We start from the raw sequence: 19,346 nt of genomic DNA on the forward strand, positions 1-19,346 counted from the left end.
CGATCAATACCGCTGCCAGCACGAGAACAAACAGCACTACATTTTTCACCAGCTTGTTAGGAGGTTTGCTCAACGCCGTCACCCTTTCTACCTGTCGATTCGCTTACGCGCGTATACGCCAACACAGAGAGCGCACGCGGCGACGCTCCATAAGAAAAGCGCGGACAAATGCCGCCCTATGTCGCTTATCCCCCCGCCCTCAAGAAGCCCCGATACCCCGAGCATGAAATGCCGGGTCGGCAGCCAATCGACCACCGCGGTAAACCAGCCGACGTTCATTGAAGACTCCAGCAACGGCCCCATGATGACGACGAGCATCAGCGGCAGACCGACGATTGACGACTCCGTAACGGTGCGAGAGAGAAGACCTATCGTCGTTCCGAACGCCAGAAAGGCGATCAGCAGCAGGACGATTAGAACGGCCAGCCAGAACGGGTTTACGTTTGGAATAACGGATACGGCAACCGATCCGGCCATGACGATCAAGGTGAGCGCCGTGGTAGCCACGCTTTTGCCGATCAGCACCTCGGCCGGCGAAGCCGGGGAAAGCATCAGCATGCGCAGCGTGTTCTTCTCCTTCTCTTCCGCAATCATATTCGCTTGAACGAAAGCGCCGGTAATCGATACCGCCAGCAGAAGAGGAAACGTGAAGATCGACGGATCGGATGTCCCTTTGCGATTGAACAGGAAAGAAAACACGATCGGCATCGCGGCGGTCAGTAAAATTTGCGGGTTTTTGACGGCATCCTTCCATTCCTTAATCACGATGGCCTGTAATCTTCTGAATGAGAACGTCATTGCAAGCTCCTTCCTGTCAATCGCACGAAGAGGTCCCCGAGCGTCGGCTCGTTCGAATGGATCGACAGCAGCCGTCCGGCCCGCATCCATTCCCGGATGCGCTCGGCCCCTTCGCTGTCGTTGTTTACCACGTAGCGCCCGTCTGCAGTCGTCACGTCAATCGTGCGATCCGCATGCTGCAGCTTCAGCCGCTCTGGGGTATCCAGCACGGAGATTCTTCCGTTGTTCAGGAAGGCGACGCGATGGCACAACTGCTCGGCCTCCATCATGTCATGAGTCGTCAGGAAAATGGTCGTTCCTTGTTCATTGAGCTGGCGCAACGCAGCGTGAATCTGGGCCGTGTTCGCCGGATCGAGCGCCGACGTAGGTTCGTCCAGAAACAGCAGCTCGGGCTTGTGCAGCAGCGCCCGCGCGAGCGTCACCCGCTGCTTCATGCCCTTGGATAGCTGATGGACCGGCGTCTTCATCTCCCCCGCCAGATTTACGCTCTCCAGGGTATCGGACACGTTCCGTACGGGAGCCCCATACAATCCGCAGAACAACGACAGGTTGTCAAAAACGGTGAGGCGTTCGTAGATGCCGCTGTTGTCGGTCATGATGCCGATTTTGCTCAGCAGGTACGGGTCTCGCTTGCCAACGGCCCGTCTCCCCAATACAATCGCTTCCCCTGCGCTGGGAAGAAGCTGGGTCGTCAAAATTTTGACCGTCGTCGTCTTCCCCGACCCGCTCGGGCCGAGGAAACCGAAGATCTCCCCTTTGGCAACCTGAAAGCTGATACTGTCCAGCGCCATCTTGTTGCGGTATTTCTTCTCCAATTGATGAACCTCAATTGCTGACTCCACTCCATCGCCTCGCTTTATCTGGATTTGCGGTTTCGCAGCTCCATCTTAACGGGAGGAGGAACGAGGATGCAGTCAATCAAGGGCGAAAGGAGCATTCGGCAGGCTCACTGGAGCATCTCTATCCGTGAGCAGAGCGCTTCAAATTCCGATAATCCTCTTCAGTTCCTCGTAACGGCCTTTGGAAAGCGGGACCGCTCGCTTGCCCCGGTCTGACAAGATGAGGCTGTAGCTGTTCCGCGTCCAGACGATCAGCTCGCGAACGCGCTGCAGATTAACGATGTAAGAACGGTGGCACCGATAAAAATGGAACGGCTCCAGCCTCTGATCCAAATCATTCAGCGTCCACATGCAAGTAAGCGTCTCCGACTCCAAATGAAGCAGTGATTGTCCGTCGCTGCTCTCGACATACAGAATTTCCGCCGGATCGACCAGGATGACTTTGTCCTCCGCTCTGGCCGGAATTTTCGCAATTCGGCTTAGCGACACCTGCTCCGCCTCTCCGTCTTGGCGCGCAGGCAAGCCAATCGGCTCGGATTCATCCCGGGTCGCGAGCCTCTCCATCCCCTGATCGGTTAGCCGGTAAGCATCCCCGGTCAAGGATATGGCGCTTTCCGGCGAGGAGCAGGTGACAAGCACAGCCTTGCCTTGCTCCGTCCAGCTTGCCACCATTCTGCGAACGATCGCGCAGCCCTCCAGATCAAGCCCTTGCTCCGGATTTTCCAGCAGAATCAGCTCCGGGTCGTGGAGCACGCTACGGACAAGGTTAAGACGTCTTCTCTCAGACGCGTTCAAGCGAGCAATCGCCGTGTCCATGGCAGACAGCAAGCCCGCCGACTGAAGCAAATCACCGATCGAACGGCGCACTCCATAGAGGCGGCTCCAGAACTCCAAATAGGCTTTAACCTTCAAGCGGGGATAATCGCCGTCATCCAGCCGGCACAAGCCGATGTGCGCGAGGTGCCCGTCTCTCTTCAGCTGCAGCGGTTTCCCCCGATACAGCACCGATTCAGGCGAGCCGGTAACGGTTCCCGTTATCCTCCCGACAAGAGCGCGTCCCTGCTCGTCATTGCATTGAAGCGCGACGCATTGGCCGGCCACGACCTCTAGATCGATCGGAACCTCCCTCTCGCCATGGCTTGGAATCGGAAGCTGCAACAATTTCAGCAAGACCATAATCGGCCCCCCTTTTGCTTATCTTTCTCTTTTATTTCGAAGAATGCTGATATTTTAAATCTAACTTACGGCTTATTCATTATCAAATGATAAAATAACCGTCTTTAAACCTTTGAATAATGAATGTCCAAGCTCACGTACATTTACGTTAATAGTCAATGCTCGCTTGAGTATCTTTGAGGATTCGGTTCAGCATGCGTCTTGACTTAAGTCAATGAACATCCTCCTCCGCCTGGCTACAATGGAATCACCATAGAGCATGAGGAGACGATTGAATGAACAACACGCTGACAGACAAGTATGCAGAACCGCGAAGATTAGCCCTTATCACCGGCACAGCGCTCATGATCATGACCCTGGCCGCAGCCTTTTCGTACGGCTTTGCGCATGAGAGCCTGCTGGTTCCGGGAGATGCCGACGCCACGCTGCAAAATTTAATATCGCGCAATCCTCTTCTCAAGGCGGAAATTCTAGGCTGGATCATCATTCTGGCGTGCGACATTATCGTCGCTTGGTCCTGCTATGTTTTCTTGAAGCCCGTCAGCAAAAGCCTGTCCTTGCTTGGTGCATGGCTGCGGCTGATGTATTCGGCGATCTTGGGCGTGGCCATCATGAATTTATTATGGGTTCAGCTGCTGTCGACCGACACCGATACACGTTCGAGCTTCGCACCGAATCAGCTTGGAGAACAAGCGATTCTGCATCTGGAAGCCTTTGAATCGATTTGGTCCGTCGGCTTAATCCTCTTCGGGGGGCATTTGCTGATTCTCGGGTTGTTGGCTTGCAGGTCAAAAATCGTACCCTTGTGGATCGGCATCTTGCTGCTGACGGCTTCGCCGGGCTACATTCTCATTCACCTGTTTAATTTATTTCTTGCAGAATACGAAGGAATCGGAAGGGTACTCAATGCGATATTTATCCTGCCCATGACGGCGGGGGAGTTGGGCTTTGGCCTATGGATGCTGTTCAGAGGGGGAAAACGCCCCTTAGGCGACATTCCGACTAAATAGGGCCGCGCATAACTCTCTTCTTGATTCTGCTTAAGGATTCCGGGGTCATCCCCAGATAGCTCGCCAGTTGGTGCTGGGGGACCCGGCGTATCAAGGAAGGACGCTTCGCCAGCAGGGCTCTGAAGCGCTCTGCAGGCGAGGAGGCGATGAAGGACGCGAACTCCTCCTGCACCTGGCTCAAATTCTCTTCAATCATTTTGCGAGTCATCGACTCCAGTTGGGTGTACTTGTTATACATGTTCTGTTCCGTCTCCAGTAAGCCCACGACCATTACGGAGTCCTCAACGCAAGTAAAGGTATGGTCGGACGACTTATCCGATTTGTGACGGTTGAAAATAGCGATGGCCTGCTCTTCGGTATAAAAGTTCGATGTGATCTCTCTTCCCGCTTCATCGACCGAATGCTGTCTTACGCACCCTTCAAGAATAAAATAACATTTTGTAGGGACGTCTCCTTGCCTGAAGAGGACGGTTCCTTTTTCAAATTCCTCGATGTGAAGCTCGTCTATAATAGCCTGCTGCTCCTCTTCGCTAAGAGAGGTCAACTTGGTCATATATTTGGCAAGGATATCCTTCATCACAATCGCGCACTCTCCTCTCTCCTGTGCCGTTGACTCGAACCGGGGATTATTCACGGCAGCCGCCTTCTCCGCAACTCCCTGGTTCCCCTCGATATTGTCGCGTCCGATCAGCTTCATCTCTTTATATCCCTTAATATAGCTATCTTTGACTCAAATAGAAACGGCCTGCGACCTGCAGTTCCAGAATAGAACTAGCAGTATCACAGGCTTAATAACGGGAGGGAGACGAGCTACACCCGCACCAATGGGATGCGCCTTATTATTTCGTCAGCATTTGAAACACTTGCTCAACGTCCTTATCCCCGCGACCGGACAAGTTGACGATGAGGATCTGATCCTTGCCCATCGCCGGAGCCATCTTCTTGGCGTGAGCGACCGCATGCGCGCTCTCAAGGGCAGGAATGATTCCCTCTACGCGAGACAGCTCCTGAAACGCCTCCAGCACTTCCTCGTTGGTAACCGTCGCATATTCGGCCCGGCCCGTCACCTTCAAGTGGCTATGCTCCGGCCCGATTCCCGGATAGTCGAGCCCCGCAGCGATCGAATAAGTTTTCTTGGGTTGGCCCTCCTCGTCCAGCAGCACCAGACACTTGAAGCCATGAATGATGCTCGGGACGCCCTGGGTCAAGGACGGCGCCTGGTCGGGCTCGACGCCGATCAGCCGGACGCTCGGTTCGTCGATGTAGTGGGCGAACGCGCCGATCGCATTGCTGCCGCCGCCCGCGCAAGCGACTATCGCATCCGGAAGACGCCCTTCCTTCTCGATGATCTGCCGCTTCGACTCTTCGCTGATGACCGCTTGGAAGTGCTTGACCATCGTCGGGAACGGATGCGGACCGACTGCGGAGCCAAGCAGATAGAACGTATTCTTGTAGTTGCGAACGAGATCGTCCAGTGCCTCGTCCACCGCGTCCTTAAGACGCCCCTGGCCCTTGTTGACCGGCACGACGGTCGCGCCGAGCAGCTCCATCCGGAATACGTTCAACGCCTGGCGGCGCGTATCTTCTGCCCCCATATAGATGACGCACTCCATATTAAACATGGCGCAGGCCGTCGCCGTAGCGACGCCGTGCTGGCCGGCTCCGGTCTCGGCGATGATCCGCTTGGCCCCCATACGCTTGGCAAGCAGTATCTGGCCAATGGCGTTATTGATCTTATGTGCCCCTGTATGGTTTAGATCCTCGCGCTTGAGGTAGATCTTGGCTCCGCCCCAAGCTTCGGACAGCCGTTCGGCATACGTCAGCGGGCTCTCGCGGCCAACGTATTCACGAAGGTAATAGCGAAGCTCTTCCTTGAAGTCCGGATCGTCTCTGAACTTGTAGAATTGTTCGCTCAAATAGTTCAGCACTTCCTGCAATTCCGGCGGAACGAAGCTTCCTCCGAACTCTCCGAAGTATCCTTCTTGGTGCATTTGTTGGCTCATACGTAAGCGCCTCCATTAATATAAATGGTCATCTTCCCAACCTATCATACCAGAAATTCCGAGCGGCAGCGCTTATGTCCTTGAAGCACTTCAGTCAACAGCTACCGAGCCGCTTGAGCTTCCTTCATGAATGCCATAAAGCCTTCGGCAATCTCTTTAGAGCGGGTATGGTGCAAATAATGCTCCCCATCCAGCGGCACTACTTTTCCGTGTACGGAACTTCGGACCTGCTCCTCATGCAAGGGAACCCAATCTTCAAAGCTGGGATTTATCGCTTGTACAAATAAAAGAACGGGAATATCCGCCGGGAAGGTTAAGCGCTCGGCCCCTTTGAAGTTAGAGGCGATATTTTTCATTTCGTTCATGGTTGTGGCGTTGTTCCCGTTTTTGTTCGAGATCAGCCGCATTTGTTCCTTGGTGCGGTCGTCGAACGCCAAGGAGGCATAGGGGTCGCCGCTTACTTTCTTAATCAATCTGAGAAGACCGGATTGCTTGAGAAACCGGAACGTCTTGATCGGCAGCTTAACGTCCATGCCGGGCTGATTCGGAACGCTGCTGTCGATTCCGACGAATGCGCTCACTTCGTTCGGATATTTGTTCGCGTAATCCAATCCGTAGATGCCTGCAATGGAATGGCCCATTAAAATATAGCGTTCGATTTGCAGCTGCCGCAACGCCTCATGAACCTCGCCGACGATATTTTCCGTGCTGCGCACCTTGTCGGTTTCATCGCTTAACCCATATCCGAAGGGCTCGATCGCAACTACCTTGTAGAAGGAAGCCAGTTCGTCCATCAGCAGCTTAAAATCAAGCGCCGGCGCCGCCGTTCCGTAGCCCGGCAGAAGCACGACGGTTTCTTCGCCGCTTCCTTGGATCATGACGTTCATGTTTTTTCCGTCCACCTGCACGTATTGCCCATAGGCTTCTATTCGTCCTTCCTCCGATTTGTTGCTTATCAGATTCACAACGAAAACAATGACTAGAAAAAGCCCGATAGCTATAGTTAAGATTCCTGCCGATTTGAGCAAAAGGCGAAGCGTTTTTCTCATTCTCCCGCTCCTCCCCGTACTCGCTGCCTCTCGTTGTTTCACTCGCATCTTCTCCTGTCCTTGCCGGTTGTCCGGCTGTTATATCGTGCCGCTAAGGAAACCTTATACGATGCAGATGTACTCCCCATGACGATAAGATGAACGGAAGATGAACAACCAAAAAAATGTTACGGCATCCTGTGCAAGGAAGGTTGCTCAGGATGCCGTAACATGGAGAAGATAAGCATAATGTCAGAGTGCCGAATGAAGCAGCCGGAAGCCGGATTACGCTGTCGGCGGTGCAATCGGCAAGGTGACAATGACGGTCGTTCCCCGTCCAGGTTCGCTTTCCACTCGGATATCGCCTTGATGGAGCGATACGATCTGTTTAACGATGGCAAGCCCCATGCCGCTTCCGCTATACTTCCGGCTATGCGAACGATCGGCCTTGAAGAACCGCTCGAAGATACGCTTCCGGTCCTCGGGGGAAATGCCAATGCCTGTGTCGGCGATGCGAACTGTCGCGGTTTTCGTTTCTTGCTGAATGCTGACGGTGATCACGCCGTCATCCGCGGAAAATTTGATGCTGTTGCCGATGATATTCGTCCATACTTGGTTCAATTGATCGTAATCGGCCGTTAGTCGAACGGCCTTCAAGTCGAGCTCGAAACGAATGCTGCGCGCCGACCACTGGGGCTGAAGCGCGACGATGACCCGTCTGACCTGTTCATCCAGGCTGAACTCGTCCAGCCGCGGCTGCTGCGACCGGGATTCCAGCAAACTCAGCTTTAACAGGCTGTCGCTCATCTTGGACATCCGATCCGCTTCCGCAATAATAATGTCCAGATAACGGCTTCGTTCGTTTGCCTGGAGGTCGACTTTCTTGAGCGCCAGAGCATAGCCGGATATCGAGGTGAGCGGCGACTGAATCTCATGCGACACGTTCGCTACGAAATCCTTACGCATTTGCTCCAGCTGCTGCAGATCGTGCGTCATGGCTTCGAAGCTTCGGGCCAAAGCGCCCAGCTCGCCCTTCTGCTTAATGTTCAGCTTGACGTTGAAATCTCCGCCCGCGATATGCTTGGTCGCTCTCGTCAGCTTCTTGATCGGCCTAATCAGAAACACGGAAGCGATCAAGATCATTAAGCTTCCCGTTGCCAGCGCAAAAATAGTAAAGTTCAACATCCACGTAAGAATAAAAGGGGCGGATGGCGGGCCGATCGGTTCTACGAACATGGCATTCGCGCCCGTGTAGGTCGTAAACGGCAATCCCAAGAGCGCGGTGGAAATGCCGCTCGGGTTAACTTGAACGATCTCCCCGCCCAGCACTTGGTTCACCTGTTCCGGAGTGACGGGGATGGGCTTGTGTCCTTTGATCGCTCCATAGGACCGAAGCTGACCCGTTTCTTCGAAAATGCGAATATGATAGGATTTGAGCTGGTTCATTCCGCTTACGAAAGCGTCGGCTTCATGCAGCGGAAGCGTCTCGTAAATCCGGGCGATGTCCCGACCGAAGGAGAGCAGGGGGATTTGCAGGTTTTCGTTCAACTGATCTTTATATATCCAGGTTGCCGCGAAAAAGGAAATGCCCGTGCCCCCGATCACGGAGACCAGAAAGATCAGGACGACCCTTGTATATAGAGATTTGATCATTCGCTTGCCTCTAACCGGTAACCAAGTCCGCGCACCGTCTCGATACGGAAACCGGGCGTCGCCGCGAACCGTTCCCGCAGACGCTTAATATGCACGTCGATCGTCCGATTGTCTCCGGCATAATCCATGCCCCATATTTGATCGATCAACTGCTCGCGCGTATAGACCTGTCCGGGCGTTTCCGCGAGCTTATACAGCAATTCGAACTCCTTGAGAGGCAACGAAAGCGACTCCGCCCCTATCGTCACCTTGTAGGTCTGGCGGTCAAGAGCGACCTCGCCAAGCTGGATCGTCTGCACGGAGCCGATCCGGTAACGCTTCAGCAATGCCCTGACCCGAACGGCCAGCTCCAACGGATCGAACGGCTTCGTCAAATAGTCGTCTGTCCCGAGCTCGAAGCCTTTGACCTTCTCCCAGGTTTCGCCTCTCGCGGTCAGCATAAGCAACGGAAGATCGGAGTTGGCCCTTCTGAGCTCCTTGCACAGCGTCCAACCGTCCATTATCGGCATCATAATATCGAGCACGACAAGATCGACATGCGTTGAGGCGTAGAGGGCCAGAGCTTCCCTGCCATTCGTGGCTTCTACCGTTGCGAATCCGTCGTTGCGCAGAAATAAACAGACGAGCTCTCGAATGTTCGCATCGTCGTCTGCAACCAGTATCGTAGGCATCTCTTCCCTCCTCTCCTGATTTCCTTCTCCTGTTTAAAGTAACCATTATACGATAAGGAAAACCGCCAGGGAAGTCGCCCTGACGGTTCTTAGCAAGGATACAGCGGGGCTTTCCCCGCCGCGACGTTATCGGGATGCACGCGAGCGGGCTCACACAATATAGAAATCCTCGACTCGATGACTCCATCATTGTACGAGACTTGCTTGGCTAGAAACCTTTTCAATATTTGATGTCGCTTGTACATGCTCCAATATGCGTTGCCAGACCGCTTCGGCCATACCCGCTCACCGCCAATAAATTTAGGGAACTCATCCGAATTCCACCCCGTATTTCTCGAAGACGGCCCTATATTTCTTTTCGAAAATCGTCCAGCGCGTTTCCGTTCCGTGCTTCTCGTGCAAGGCCTTCAAATAACGTTTGGCCTCCGCTTCGTCCTGAGACTGCAAGAGCAAATGAAAGCTCTCTTCCCCAAGATGCAAATAAGGTCCGGAGATGTAATAATCGACAATGGCTCTGGCGCTGGTCATCGTGTCGTAGAAACGGACGACCGCCTCCAGTCCGTTCAGCAACGCTTCCCTCAATTCGTCCCTGTTCGTATCGGGCGTGATCGAGAAACGGTCCGGAACCTCCCCGGCGATCTGCTCCATTCTTGCCCGGAAGTGGCAATCCGTCTCCTGGGGCGCCGCCAGAATCTCTTTCGATTGGATCTCCGCCAGCTCCGCCGAATAAATCCCGCAGTTCACGTAAAACATGACATTGTCTGCCGAATTGCCGGAGGATTTCTGAAAATTAAACAGGTAGACGAGGCGGTCCGCGATTTTACTGAAATTCGGACCCTTCCTGGCGAAGCCGTGCTTGGAAAGGAACGGCTTTACGTCCTGTTTCATCATATCGTTAAAGAGCTGCTGCAACACGATCCCCCCTGAAGATAGCTAGTCGATTGTTGTTGTGAATGCTCAGCTCGGATGCGCGACGTCAAATCATGGCGCGACTTGCGTCCGTTTCGCGGAAGCGAACGCATCCCGGTTCAAGCCGGCAGGCTCATCGCAATGAAAGCCCAACCAGTAGTCTCCGTAACGCTCCATCACAAGTACGTCCCCGCAACGGTAAAAAGAATGCGTGGGTCCCTCTTCTTCGGAACCGCTGTAGCGCCCGTTAAGCCACACTTCCTCGATGGGCTTGTCGAACAACGACCTTATCTCATCCATTCCCCCCTTTATCGTATAAAGATGCTTGCAGCCGAACGCGACCTCCTGCAGGCAAAAGCTTTTCAAAAACGGATACAACGAGCCGTTTACGATGACATGGCCTTCAGCAGCGTCGTCCCAGAGCAGGCGCTCGTCGCAATAGACGGGCGAATCGGGATTGCCGGCCTCCGCTTGGCAAGTCCAGTTCGCTTGGTTTTCCTCAAGAAACGTAATCCTGCCGTTGTCTCTTTTCAGCCGCTCCACCGAATATAGGCAATCCTGGCGCTGGAATATTTCCGGAGAATTCTCGAGGTGATCCTCCGTGCCAGCCTTCCAACGTCCTGCGAACGCGTACAGCTCCCGCAACGCCTTCGGCAGATCGGCCGGAAGCTCTTCCTCGGGCACTCCATAGGAGCGATCGTAGCCTCCGTACCAGTCGATCAGAAATTCCTTCAAGTCGTCCAATTGGTTCGTGTCTTTCAGAAGCATCGTCAGATTCCTCCCTCAAGTCGAGTGCCTGTTGCGCGAATGCCATGATGCGGCTCTTCCATCCTTCCAATCCGACAAATTATGACGATTTTTTTAAATTTCTCTCATCTACTCGTTTTTTCTCAATTTTTCTTGTTGATATATTTAGAGTTTATGATATTATAAGATTGCCTTATTTGGAAAGCGGCTATTCAAAATATACGGAATACGGAGTTCTTTCCAAGCAGATAATTTTTGACCACTTCCGACGAGAAGTTGAGGCCAACGGACAGCCGGGTCAAATGCCGACTGGCAACTTTAGTTGCCTTATTGATTGAGTTAAAAGCTCAAATTTTATGAGTTGGTTACTTTACAACCAGTGCATTCGCACACAACTTGTGAAACGGTCAATAAGAGTGGCATAGTGATTATTTGCTATTTAGACTCTGATTCGTTAACGATATATTTTGAATATTAAATAGCTTCCTGACAAAAGCTATGTCCTGTCAATGCGGACATTTAATATTCGTATTTATATCTAAACAAGTGTGATACGCGATGATGCGTTTTTACCCACTTGTTTTTTTTATTGCGTAAAAACCGATCATCTGGGCCGTCAATCAAACAAATTCTATTGCAAGGGAGATCGAGAAATGGGAAAAGCACTAATCATCGGTTGTGGCGGAGTGGCTTCTGTAGCCATCCACAAATGCGTACAAAACAGCGAGGTTTTTGAAGAGATCTGCATCGCTAGCCGGACCAAGTCGAAATGCGACGATCTGAAGGCCAAGCTGGACGGCGGCAAGACGAAAATCACGACCGCTCAAGTGGATGCCAACAACGTGGACGAGCTCATCGCTTTGATAGAAGAGGTTAAACCGGATATTGTCATGAACCTGGCGCTGCCGTATCAGGATTTGACGATCATGGACGCTTGCCTGGCCACCAAAACCCATTACATGGATACGGCCAATTACGAGCCGGAAGACACCGCGAAGTTCGAGTACAAATGGCAATGGGATTACCGCGAGCGTTTCGAGAAAGCCGGCATTACCGCTCTGCTCGGCAGCGGATTCGACCCAGGCGTAACGGGCGTATTCTCGGCTTACGCGTTGAAGCATTACTTCGACGAGATCGAATATATCGACATTCTGGACTGCAACGGCGGCGACCACGGTTATCCGTTCGCGACGAATTTCAACCCGGAGATCAATATCCGCGAGGTTTCCGCCAACGGGAGATACTGGGAGAACGGCGAATGGATCGAAACCAAGCCCATGGAAATCAAACGGGAGTATAACTTCGCCGAGGTCGGCCAGAAGGATATGTATTTGCTCTACCATGAAGAGCTGGAGTCCCTTGCGGTCAACATTCCGGGACTTAAGCGTATCCGCTTCTTCATGACCTTCGGTCAAAGCTACCTGACTCACCTCAAGGCATTGGAGAACGTTGGCATGACTTCCATCGAGCCGATCGAATTCGAAGGAAAGCAAATCATCCCTCTCCAGTTCTTGAAGGCCGTATTGCCTGATCCGGCTTCGCTGGGACCGCGCACTGTCGGCAAAACGAACATCGGCTGCATTTTCCAAGGCAAAAAAGACGGCAAAGATAAAACGTACTATGTGTACAATGTATGCGATCACCAGGCGTGCTACAAGGAAGTGGGCTCTCAGGCCATCTCCTATACGACCGGCGTTCCAGCCATGATCGGTGCGGCTATGGTTCTTACCGGAAAGTGGAACAAGCCTGGCGTCTACAATGTCGAAGAATTCGATCCGGATCCGTTCATGGAAGAGTTGAACAAATGGGGACTTCCATGGGTAGAAGACTTTAATCCCGTACTGGTTGACGATGGCGAAGAAGCTGTTCAAAAGCAACCGGCGCTGGTTCGATAAAGATGCGCTTTAATGAATTGCCAACGCCTTGTTTTGTCGTCGATGAAGCGCTCATCGAGAAAAATCTTAAAATCCTGAACGGCGTTATGCAGCGAACGGGAGCTAAGATTATTTTGGCCCAAAAAGCATTCTCTATGACAACGATGTACCCCCTCATCGGCGAATACTTGAACGGCACGACTGCAAGCGGCTTGTTCGAAGCCCGGCTAGGCCACGAAGAAATGGGCAAAGAAAACCATGTCTTTGCCCCCGCATATCGGGAAGACGAGATCGATGAGATCATCTCCATCTGCGACCACCTGATCTTTAATTCCTTCTCCCAGCTGGAGAAGTTTAAGGACAAGGCTCTACAGGCGGGCCGGAAGGTAGGCCTCCGCATTAACCCGGAATGTTCGACGCAAGTCGGTCATGAAATCTATGACCCGTGCTCGCCGGGCTCCAGATTCGGCGTCAAACGGGAGGATTTTCGCCCGGACTTGCTGGATGGCGTCACCGGACTGCACTTCCATACGCTCTGCCAGCAAAACTCCGACGACCTGGAGACCACGCTGCGGGCGGTCGAAGCCAAATTCGGAGAGTGGCTGCCGCAGATGGAATGGATCAATTTCGGCGGCGGGCATCATATTACGAGAGACGATTACGATCTCGCCACCCTCGAAGCTTGCATTAAGCGAATGCAGGAGCAGTACGGATTAAAGGTCTATTTGGAGCCGGGGGAAGCCGTCGCGCTCAACGCAGGCTACCTCGTCGCCTCCGTATTGGACCTTCACAAGAACGGAATCGAGATCGCGATTCTGGATACGTCCGCGACTTGCCATATGCCGGACGTCCTGGAGATGCCGTATCGCCCCCCTCTTCTGGAGAGCGGCGAACCCGGAGAGAAGCCGTATACGTATCGGCTCACCGGTCAAACCTGCCTAACCGGAGATGTGATCGGGGATTATTCGTTCGATCAGCCCTTGCAATGCGGCGATCGAGTCGTCTTCGGGGACATGGCGATCTACTCTATGGTGAAGACCAACACCTTTAACGGCATGGCTCTTCCGGCCATTGCCGTCAAACGTAAAGATGGCGATTACCAAGTGGTGCGCCAATTCGGCTATCAAGATTTCAAGACGAGACTCGCGTAGTCATGCTGACACCGGTATTTAACCGGTGTCAGTTTTTTTAGTTGCGTTAAAAAACCGCCCGCGAAGCAAGTTCGGGCGGTTCGAGCAACGGTGCAATTAATTGATCGGCCCGACCTTCTGCAGCAAGCGCTGCAGAGTTGCGGCTACTTCAGCACGGGTCATGCTGCCTTGCGGAACGAGCTTGTTAGAGGTGCGCCCGTTCATGCCGATCAGGTCTGTACGGTGGATTCTAAGTTCGCCCAAGCCAATTTCATGAATTCGAATCTTATAGAAATGGGGAAAAGCCAACGAGTGGGAGAGGAAAGGGAAAGCTCATGACCGAACTTGGTGTGTCCATTATCACATGCACGAATCAGCCCGGTTTTTTCATGAACATTTTGAACAATTACCGGATTCAACGCTACAAGCGCAAGGAATTGATTATTATCCTAAATAAGGACAGCATCGATCTATTGGAATGGCGAAAAAAAGCCTCTGTTTATCCCAACATCACCGTATATCAGGTGCCCGAGCGGATCTCGTTGGGCCAATGCTTGAATTGCGGCATTTGCAGATCCAAATACTCCCTTATCGCTAAATTCGACCACGACGATTATTATTCCCCCTACTATTTAAGAGAACAAGTTCAGTCGCTCCTGCACACTAAAAGCCCTGTCGTTGGAAAGCACGCCTGTTTGGTCTATCTGGCCGCAAGCAACAAGCTTATCGTTCGGTCCCCCCGCGAAAAGAACAAATTCGTGAAATTCATTCAAGGGGGAACAATCTTATTTCGGAGGAAAATCCTCAAAAATGTACGCTTCCCGGACCTTTCGCTTGGTGAAGACGTCGAATTTTTGCGGAACTGCTCCAAGAAAGGCTATCCTATACGCGCTACTTCTACCTGCAATTACGTCTATGTTCGTCGAAAAAATAAAAGCACCCATACATGGAAGGTAGGCGACCATAGCTTCCTGCCAGGCAGCCGTCCCGTTGCCGTAACCAAGTATTATCGCCGTTTCGCCGTACGCAAATATTGAGCAATTCCGCGATCCAGCGGTTTTCCGGCCATATACCCATCAAGCAATGCCGCGTCATAATGGAGGTGGGCGGTTTGGCGCTAAAGCGTACTGGAGGCTTGCTTCACCCATTCGGTCAGCATTCCGCCGTCGATCTGTTGGCCGCCGCGAAACTTGACCGTCTTCCGTTCCGGAGGGCCGTCGAACAATCCTTCGGGAAGCTCCAGCCCCGATGCGTTGAAGATCGTGAAGCTCACGGCGTCCTTCGAAGTCGAGATCACCGCAGCATATTTTTTGTTTTTCAGAAAATGGGGCTTGTTGTACTGTATGCGCTCCTGAACATCGGGAATCGCATTGTGAACGACTTGGCGCAGCTCACGGCACAATCCCGCTTGCCATGGCTCTTTGACTTTTTCGATAAAATCCGTAACCTCTTGGTTCATATGATTTGCTCCTCTCGTGTTCTTGCTTTATTCCCCGATTTGCTTCTACATAAGCAACAAACGGGAAACACCGGAATCGACAGATCGATAAAAAAAATTCTATATATTTATTCTGAAGTACTTTAGGGCCTATGTACAGCCTCATTCCTCTAATTCCAGTTCCCGTTCGGAACACCTCTCCGTAACCGGCACGTTATCATACTCCCCTAACCTCGTCTCGTCAAGAAATAATGCGAGAACGAGCGACATAACGGGGAACCCCCTCTTATGCTTTGGAAATCGGAATGAATATCCGCGTATGAAGAATGAGATCGCTTTTTCCAATTCATCCGGTTTCACGTAAAATTTTCTTAAGACGGAGCACAATGATATCTAGATCAATGAAAGACAGGAAAGGAGAAGCCTCATGCACAGAGTGGACAAAATCAGATTTACGCTCTTTTACGGAGAATCGCCGGAAGCGGAAGGTTATGGGTACATGGAGTTAAACGCGGAGGGAAATATGATCGCGCTCTACAATAGCTATGGCGAGGAGATCGACATGTATGGCGGACACGAATTCGTCAGGGTACGGACGGTCGGCAAATTCGATAACGAAGACCGCGATCACTTTTATTCCTTGTTGGAAACGGATGGCGTAGGTTAGGAGCTGGTATATCCAGCCCCTTCATTCGGCCTCGGCATGCCTGACTTCAATATTGTCCTTTAATAACAAAAAATGAGCCTCGGATTGTTCCCGCCAGCTTAGACTTCTGCCTGGCGAACTTAAACTTCTCTTCTAGCTCCTTCGGGACCTCCATCCCTTCGGAAAGCTTAAAGCCGACGGCTCGCTTCTTAGGATCATCAACCGTATACATGACATTAAGCCCAAGGCCATCCTCATAAAAGACGTAAGTGAACTGGATATTTTCCACTTGAAAACGCGACGTTTCTAAAGGCTTGGCCGCAAACTCAATATTCCGTTCTTCCTTCAATATTCGATTCACGTAATCCAGGCTTTCCTGACTTTCGCCAGCAGGTACAACCGTAAATTCATGCTTGTATTTGTTCATAAAGTAACGGGCTTCATTGGCGCGTAAACCCGCGAGAGCTTCTGCTACAGGCGAGGATTCCAAACCAACCGTAGACACATTTTTGAAATCAACGATATACGACATTTTCATCCCTCGTTTTCTCACGATATTTCGAAAATTATACAATATTAAACCGACTGCGAACAGCAGGCAGCCGGTTTTGTTTATCGGGACACCCGGCGATTATTGCTCCAGCACCTTTTCAAGATTGCCGCACCAGCTCGTCCAACCCCACTTGGCGCCTTCGAGTCCTTGTACAGTCGAGATTCCGGTTTGTTCGAGATGAAGATTTACCTTGCCGTCCCCCAGATCCGTGAGCGTCCAGGTGACCGTATGCTTCTCCTCTCCGCTCGCCCAAGTATAGGACAACCGGTTCGGCGGTTCCACGGCAAGCACTTCGCCATCCACAACGCCATCCCAATTGCCAACCGGCTGCAAGCGGAACTGAAAACGGTGGCCTACATCGGGTTTAAAATCATTTTCAGTGATCCACCTGGCAAGCTTGCCTGAATCCGTCAAGGCGGTCCAAAGCTTCTCGATCGAGGTCGTGTACTGAAAATCCAAAGTCATTGTTTCACTCATTCCTCTTCCTCCTCTAATAGTCGTTTTAAACCCAGCATGCCATTAATCCAGAACTTGTTGTAGTTTGCCACCCAATCTTGAATTTCTCTCAGCGGGGAGGCATTTAGCCGATATCGGGTTTCTTTGCCGACTTTGCGATCCAGCACCAGCCCGGCTTCTTTCAGGATAGCCAGATGCTTGGATACCGCTGTGCGGCCCATGTGAAACTGTGCCGTTAATTGATGAAGCGGCAGCTCCTCCGACTCTGCCAACAGACGAATTAATCGACGTCTTGTTGGATCCGCGATCGCCTCGAATACATCGCGCAAGTTGTTGTTGTCGTTCACAACACCCCCTCCTAGATTCTTTAAGGAAAACTTAGTCAGGTTGAAACCTATCCCTGTGATGACTCCCAACCGGACACCTTTTGGTGATGTTTTGATTGTAGGACACCATTTGGTGTCCAGTCAACAGTTTTTTTCGTCTTCTCATGAAAACTGTAGATTAGTCTAAAGAAAGGAGGTTGGAGGGTACCTATTGACGGACTCTATATAGTGTCCTAAAATCAAGGCATCATTTGGTGTTTTATTTCATGCAAGGGAGTTGGTGGTGTTGAGCGCAGTTGCACAGACACGGGATGTCTATTATGCCGTGGCCGATCCGACCCGGCGTGAGATCATTCGATTGCTGGCGGATGCGAATGAATTGCCGCTCCATCGGTTGACTCCGCATTTTCCAATGGGTCGCACCGCTGTCTCCAAGCATTTGACCATTTTGAAGGAAGCCGGACTCGTGTCCGAGCGTAGAGTCGGCCGGGAGATGCGAAACCGTCTTAATCCGGCACCGTTGAAGGAGCTTCAGGATTGGTTGTCGTATTACGAGAAATTCTGGAAACAAAATATGCTTCGTCTGGATCAGCTTCTTATGGAGGAACAGGAATGAATCCAGACTGTCGCTCGATTTCAGTTCAGAAGCTAACGGCAGGTTTAAGAGCCATCCTTTGCGGGATGGCCCTATCAGAAAGATATTCTAACCATCTATGAAGAGACTTTACCGCGATTCAGGATACGATAGACATTGTTGAGCATGCCGTGCAGGATTCCGGTGATCGGGAAGATGGCCCAATTCACGTCCCAGCGATGATAAACGAATCCCGTAAACAGGAACGCCGCCGTCGCCAACGGCCATATTATCGCCCCCACGACTCCCGCGATCCGTTCCTCTTCCTTCTTCTCTGCGGCGATGAACGGCTCCTCAAGAAGCTTCGTGTAAGCTCCCTGGATGTTGCCGTAATAGATGAACAGGAACACCGCAACGCCAGCCATCAGCAGGAAGGCCGAGACCCCATAGGGAGCGAAGTCATCGTCGATGTAAGCCGCCGCGAAGATCAAGGCAGGCGATAGGACGCATAGGCAGACGCCCGTGATCAGAGCAAGACGGTAAGTCGGAGCATAAAGGGCTTGGCCGTGCTGAAGCTCCATCCTAAGCGTATAGGGCAACTGAAACCCTTGCTCCAGGCTCTTGAAGCGATCAAGCTTCATCCCGCTGTGAATGAACATCCCTACGGCCGCAGCGACCAGCACGAACATTCCGACCATCCCGAGCAGCGAGCCCATATCCTCCGAACCGTAATTTTCGAATAGTGTATCCATTGCAATCAACAGGGCCACCCCGCTGGCGCAGAGCAACACGCCGAGACCGGTCCATCGTCCGGAGCTTCGTTTGGCAGCCGCATACTCGTAAGCCTCATCTTCCGTCAGCATAGGCAGAGCCTGCTCCGGTGCGGCCGGATGGATGCCGAGCTCGGCCGTCAATTCCTCAATATTGCCGAATTCCGATATTACGATGCCGATCGCCTCATTCTCCGACATGCCTGCCCGCTTCAGCTCCAAGTACTTCTCTTCCATCCCCGACAGCATTTCCTGCTTTAGACGCTGCATCTCCAGAGTCTTCGGCAGACTGGCAAACATATTATTCAGATAAACGATGATCGTCTCCATGCTCTATCCCTACTCCCTGATAAATTGGTTAATCACTTCCTGCGTGACCTTCCACTCCTCGCATTTCTCCTTGTAATAGGTGAGGCCCAGCGGAGTGATTCGGTAATATGTGCGCCGCTTGCCGAGGCTCTCATTCCGGTAGAAGGATTCGATGTACCCGTTCTTCTCCAGACGCGTGAAAGCCGAATACAGCGTGGTCTCCTTCATGACGTACTTCTCCTGCGTCAACTGCCTTATATTCTTGGAAATTTCGTACCCGTAGGACTCCCCATCCAGTTGGAGAAATAATGAAGGAAATTTATGAGTTCACGTAAGATACCCGGAGTTTAAAGCATTAATAAAGAGAGCGTCAGCTTGAAGAACGCTCTCTTACTTGTGTATGTAAAGAAGGCCGCTATCGTACGGACAAAGCTCA

General features: G+C 52.0%; 23 protein-coding genes. 6 read left to right on the top strand and 17 right to left on the bottom strand.

What is annotated here, in order from left to right:
- Positions 1 to 87: 87 nt before the first annotated feature.
- The 3 genes from ACFO1S_RS00615 to ACFO1S_RS00625 all read right to left on the bottom strand — a co-directional run bounded on the left by ACFO1S_RS00615 (position 88) and on the right by ACFO1S_RS00625 (position 2,813).
- Entirely contained in the window at positions 88 to 798 is a 711-nt protein-coding gene (locus ACFO1S_RS00615) for an ABC transporter permease (protein ID WP_204604035.1), read from the bottom strand.
- On the bottom strand, positions 795 to 1,640 hold the full coding sequence (locus ACFO1S_RS00620; protein ID WP_204604034.1) for an ABC transporter ATP-binding protein: 846 nt from the start codon (positions 1,638 to 1,640) through the stop codon (positions 795 to 797). The genes ACFO1S_RS00615 and ACFO1S_RS00620 overlap by 4 nt, the downstream gene beginning before the upstream one ends.
- A gap of 138 nt (positions 1,641 to 1,778) precedes the next feature.
- Positions 1,779 to 2,813, bottom strand: a complete 1,035-nt coding sequence (locus ACFO1S_RS00625) for a LytTR family transcriptional regulator DNA-binding domain-containing protein (RefSeq protein WP_204604033.1) — start codon at positions 2,811 to 2,813, stop codon at positions 1,779 to 1,781.
- A 275-nt stretch (positions 2,814 to 3,088) separates the two neighbouring features.
- Here ACFO1S_RS00625 and ACFO1S_RS00630 point away from each other — a divergent pair, with 275 nt between their 5' ends.
- On the top strand, positions 3,089 to 3,823 hold the full coding sequence (locus ACFO1S_RS00630; RefSeq protein ID WP_204604032.1) for a DUF4386 domain-containing protein: 735 nt from the start codon (positions 3,089 to 3,091) through the stop codon (positions 3,821 to 3,823).
- Here the strand turns inward: ACFO1S_RS00630 and ACFO1S_RS00635 are convergent.
- The 7 genes from ACFO1S_RS00635 to ACFO1S_RS00665 form a co-directional block, all read right to left on the bottom strand.
- Complete coding sequence (locus ACFO1S_RS00635) at positions 3,816 to 4,400, bottom strand: Crp/Fnr family transcriptional regulator (protein ID WP_204604103.1); 585 nt, start codon at positions 4,398 to 4,400, stop codon at positions 3,816 to 3,818. The genes ACFO1S_RS00630 and ACFO1S_RS00635 overlap by 8 nt on opposite strands.
- A 262-nt stretch (positions 4,401 to 4,662) precedes the next feature.
- Positions 4,663 to 5,826 carry a tryptophan synthase subunit beta gene (gene trpB, locus ACFO1S_RS00640; protein ID WP_204604031.1) on the bottom strand — a complete coding sequence of 388 codons (1,164 nt, stop codon included), beginning with the start codon at positions 5,824 to 5,826 and terminating at the stop codon, positions 4,663 to 4,665.
- Between the two features lie 101 nt (positions 5,827 to 5,927).
- Positions 5,928 to 6,875 (bottom strand): alpha/beta hydrolase, encoded by a 948-nt coding sequence (locus tag ACFO1S_RS00645; RefSeq protein ID WP_378126039.1) that lies wholly within the window; start codon positions 6,873 to 6,875, stop codon positions 5,928 to 5,930.
- Between the two features lie 264 nt (positions 6,876 to 7,139).
- Positions 7,140 to 8,507, bottom strand: a complete 1,368-nt coding sequence (locus ACFO1S_RS00650; RefSeq protein WP_204604029.1) for a sensor histidine kinase — start codon at positions 8,505 to 8,507, stop codon at positions 7,140 to 7,142.
- Complete coding sequence (locus ACFO1S_RS00655; protein WP_204604028.1) at positions 8,504 to 9,178, bottom strand: response regulator transcription factor; 675 nt, start codon at positions 9,176 to 9,178, stop codon at positions 8,504 to 8,506. Before ACFO1S_RS00655 ends, ACFO1S_RS00650 begins: the two co-directional genes overlap by 4 nt.
- A gap of 309 nt (positions 9,179 to 9,487) precedes the next feature.
- Positions 9,488 to 10,093 (bottom strand): DUF4304 domain-containing protein, encoded by a 606-nt coding sequence (locus ACFO1S_RS00660; protein ID WP_204604027.1) that lies wholly within the window; start codon positions 10,091 to 10,093, stop codon positions 9,488 to 9,490.
- A 66-nt stretch (positions 10,094 to 10,159) separates the two neighbouring features.
- Positions 10,160 to 10,855: a hypothetical protein gene (locus ACFO1S_RS00665; RefSeq protein WP_204604026.1), complete on the bottom strand. Its 696-nt coding sequence runs from the start codon at positions 10,853 to 10,855 to the stop codon at positions 10,160 to 10,162.
- 632 nt (positions 10,856 to 11,487) lie between these two features.
- On the opposite strand from ACFO1S_RS00665, the gene ACFO1S_RS00670 reads away from it, so the two are divergent.
- Complete coding sequence (locus tag ACFO1S_RS00670; protein WP_204604025.1) at positions 11,488 to 12,729, top strand: saccharopine dehydrogenase family protein; 1,242 nt, start codon at positions 11,488 to 11,490, stop codon at positions 12,727 to 12,729.
- A gap of 2 nt (positions 12,730 to 12,731) precedes the next feature.
- Positions 12,732 to 13,859, top strand: coding sequence for a carboxynorspermidine decarboxylase (nspC, locus tag ACFO1S_RS00675; protein ID WP_204604024.1), 1,128 nt, complete (start codon positions 12,732 to 12,734; stop codon positions 13,857 to 13,859).
- A 96-nt stretch (positions 13,860 to 13,955) separates the two neighbouring features.
- Here nspC and ACFO1S_RS00680 read toward each other — a convergent pair whose 3' ends face one another.
- Positions 13,956 to 14,102 (bottom strand): hypothetical protein, encoded by a 147-nt coding sequence (locus tag ACFO1S_RS00680; RefSeq protein WP_204604023.1) that lies wholly within the window; start codon positions 14,100 to 14,102, stop codon positions 13,956 to 13,958.
- Between the two features lie 71 nt (positions 14,103 to 14,173).
- On the opposite strand from ACFO1S_RS00680, the gene ACFO1S_RS00685 reads away from it, so the two are divergent.
- Positions 14,174 to 14,875 (top strand): glycosyltransferase family 2 protein, encoded by a 702-nt coding sequence (locus ACFO1S_RS00685; RefSeq protein WP_204604022.1) that lies wholly within the window; start codon positions 14,174 to 14,176, stop codon positions 14,873 to 14,875.
- 80 nt (positions 14,876 to 14,955) lie between these two features.
- Here ACFO1S_RS00685 and ACFO1S_RS00690 read toward each other — a convergent pair whose 3' ends face one another.
- Positions 14,956 to 15,297: a DUF1801 domain-containing protein gene (locus ACFO1S_RS00690; protein ID WP_204604021.1), complete on the bottom strand. Its 342-nt coding sequence runs from the start codon at positions 15,295 to 15,297 to the stop codon at positions 14,956 to 14,958.
- A gap of 406 nt (positions 15,298 to 15,703) precedes the next feature.
- On the opposite strand from ACFO1S_RS00690, the gene ACFO1S_RS00695 reads away from it, so the two are divergent.
- The gene (locus ACFO1S_RS00695; RefSeq protein ID WP_204604020.1) at positions 15,704 to 15,943 is read left to right on the top strand and encodes a hypothetical protein; all 240 of its coding nucleotides are present in this window, start codon (positions 15,704 to 15,706) and stop codon (positions 15,941 to 15,943) included.
- 46 nt (positions 15,944 to 15,989) lie between these two features.
- On the opposite strand, the gene ACFO1S_RS00700 is transcribed toward ACFO1S_RS00695, so the two are convergent.
- The 3 genes from ACFO1S_RS00700 to ACFO1S_RS00710 all read right to left on the bottom strand — a co-directional run bounded on the left by ACFO1S_RS00700 (position 15,990) and on the right by ACFO1S_RS00710 (position 17,278).
- Positions 15,990 to 16,454 carry a phage tail protein gene (locus ACFO1S_RS00700; protein WP_204604019.1) on the bottom strand — a complete coding sequence of 155 codons (465 nt, stop codon included), beginning with the start codon at positions 16,452 to 16,454 and terminating at the stop codon, positions 15,990 to 15,992.
- 99 nt (positions 16,455 to 16,553) lie between these two features.
- A complete protein-coding gene (locus ACFO1S_RS00705) occupies positions 16,554 to 16,952 on the bottom strand; it encodes an SRPBCC family protein (RefSeq protein WP_204604018.1) in 399 nt (132 codons plus the stop codon).
- Positions 16,949 to 17,278, bottom strand: a complete 330-nt coding sequence (locus ACFO1S_RS00710) for an ArsR/SmtB family transcription factor (RefSeq protein ID WP_204604017.1) — start codon at positions 17,276 to 17,278, stop codon at positions 16,949 to 16,951. The genes ACFO1S_RS00705 and ACFO1S_RS00710 overlap by 4 nt, the downstream gene beginning before the upstream one ends.
- Positions 17,279 to 17,537: 259 nt before the next feature.
- Here ACFO1S_RS00710 and ACFO1S_RS00715 point away from each other — a divergent pair, with 259 nt between their 5' ends.
- Complete coding sequence (locus tag ACFO1S_RS00715; protein WP_378126042.1) at positions 17,538 to 17,873, top strand: ArsR/SmtB family transcription factor; 336 nt, start codon at positions 17,538 to 17,540, stop codon at positions 17,871 to 17,873.
- Positions 17,874 to 17,968: 95 nt separating this feature from the next.
- Here ACFO1S_RS00715 and ACFO1S_RS00720 read toward each other — a convergent pair whose 3' ends face one another.
- The gene (locus ACFO1S_RS00720; RefSeq protein ID WP_204604015.1) at positions 17,969 to 18,931 is read right to left on the bottom strand and encodes a permease prefix domain 1-containing protein; all 963 of its coding nucleotides are present in this window, start codon (positions 18,929 to 18,931) and stop codon (positions 17,969 to 17,971) included.
- A gap of 9 nt (positions 18,932 to 18,940) precedes the next feature.
- Entirely contained in the window at positions 18,941 to 19,207 is a 267-nt protein-coding gene (locus tag ACFO1S_RS00725) for a PadR family transcriptional regulator (protein ID WP_204604102.1), read from the bottom strand.
- Between the last annotated feature and the right edge of the window lie 139 nt (positions 19,208 to 19,346).

It is taken from the genome of Cohnella boryungensis (assembly GCF_042651945.1).
Classification (GTDB): domain Bacteria; phylum Bacillota; class Bacilli; order Paenibacillales; family Paenibacillaceae; genus Cohnella; species Cohnella boryungensis.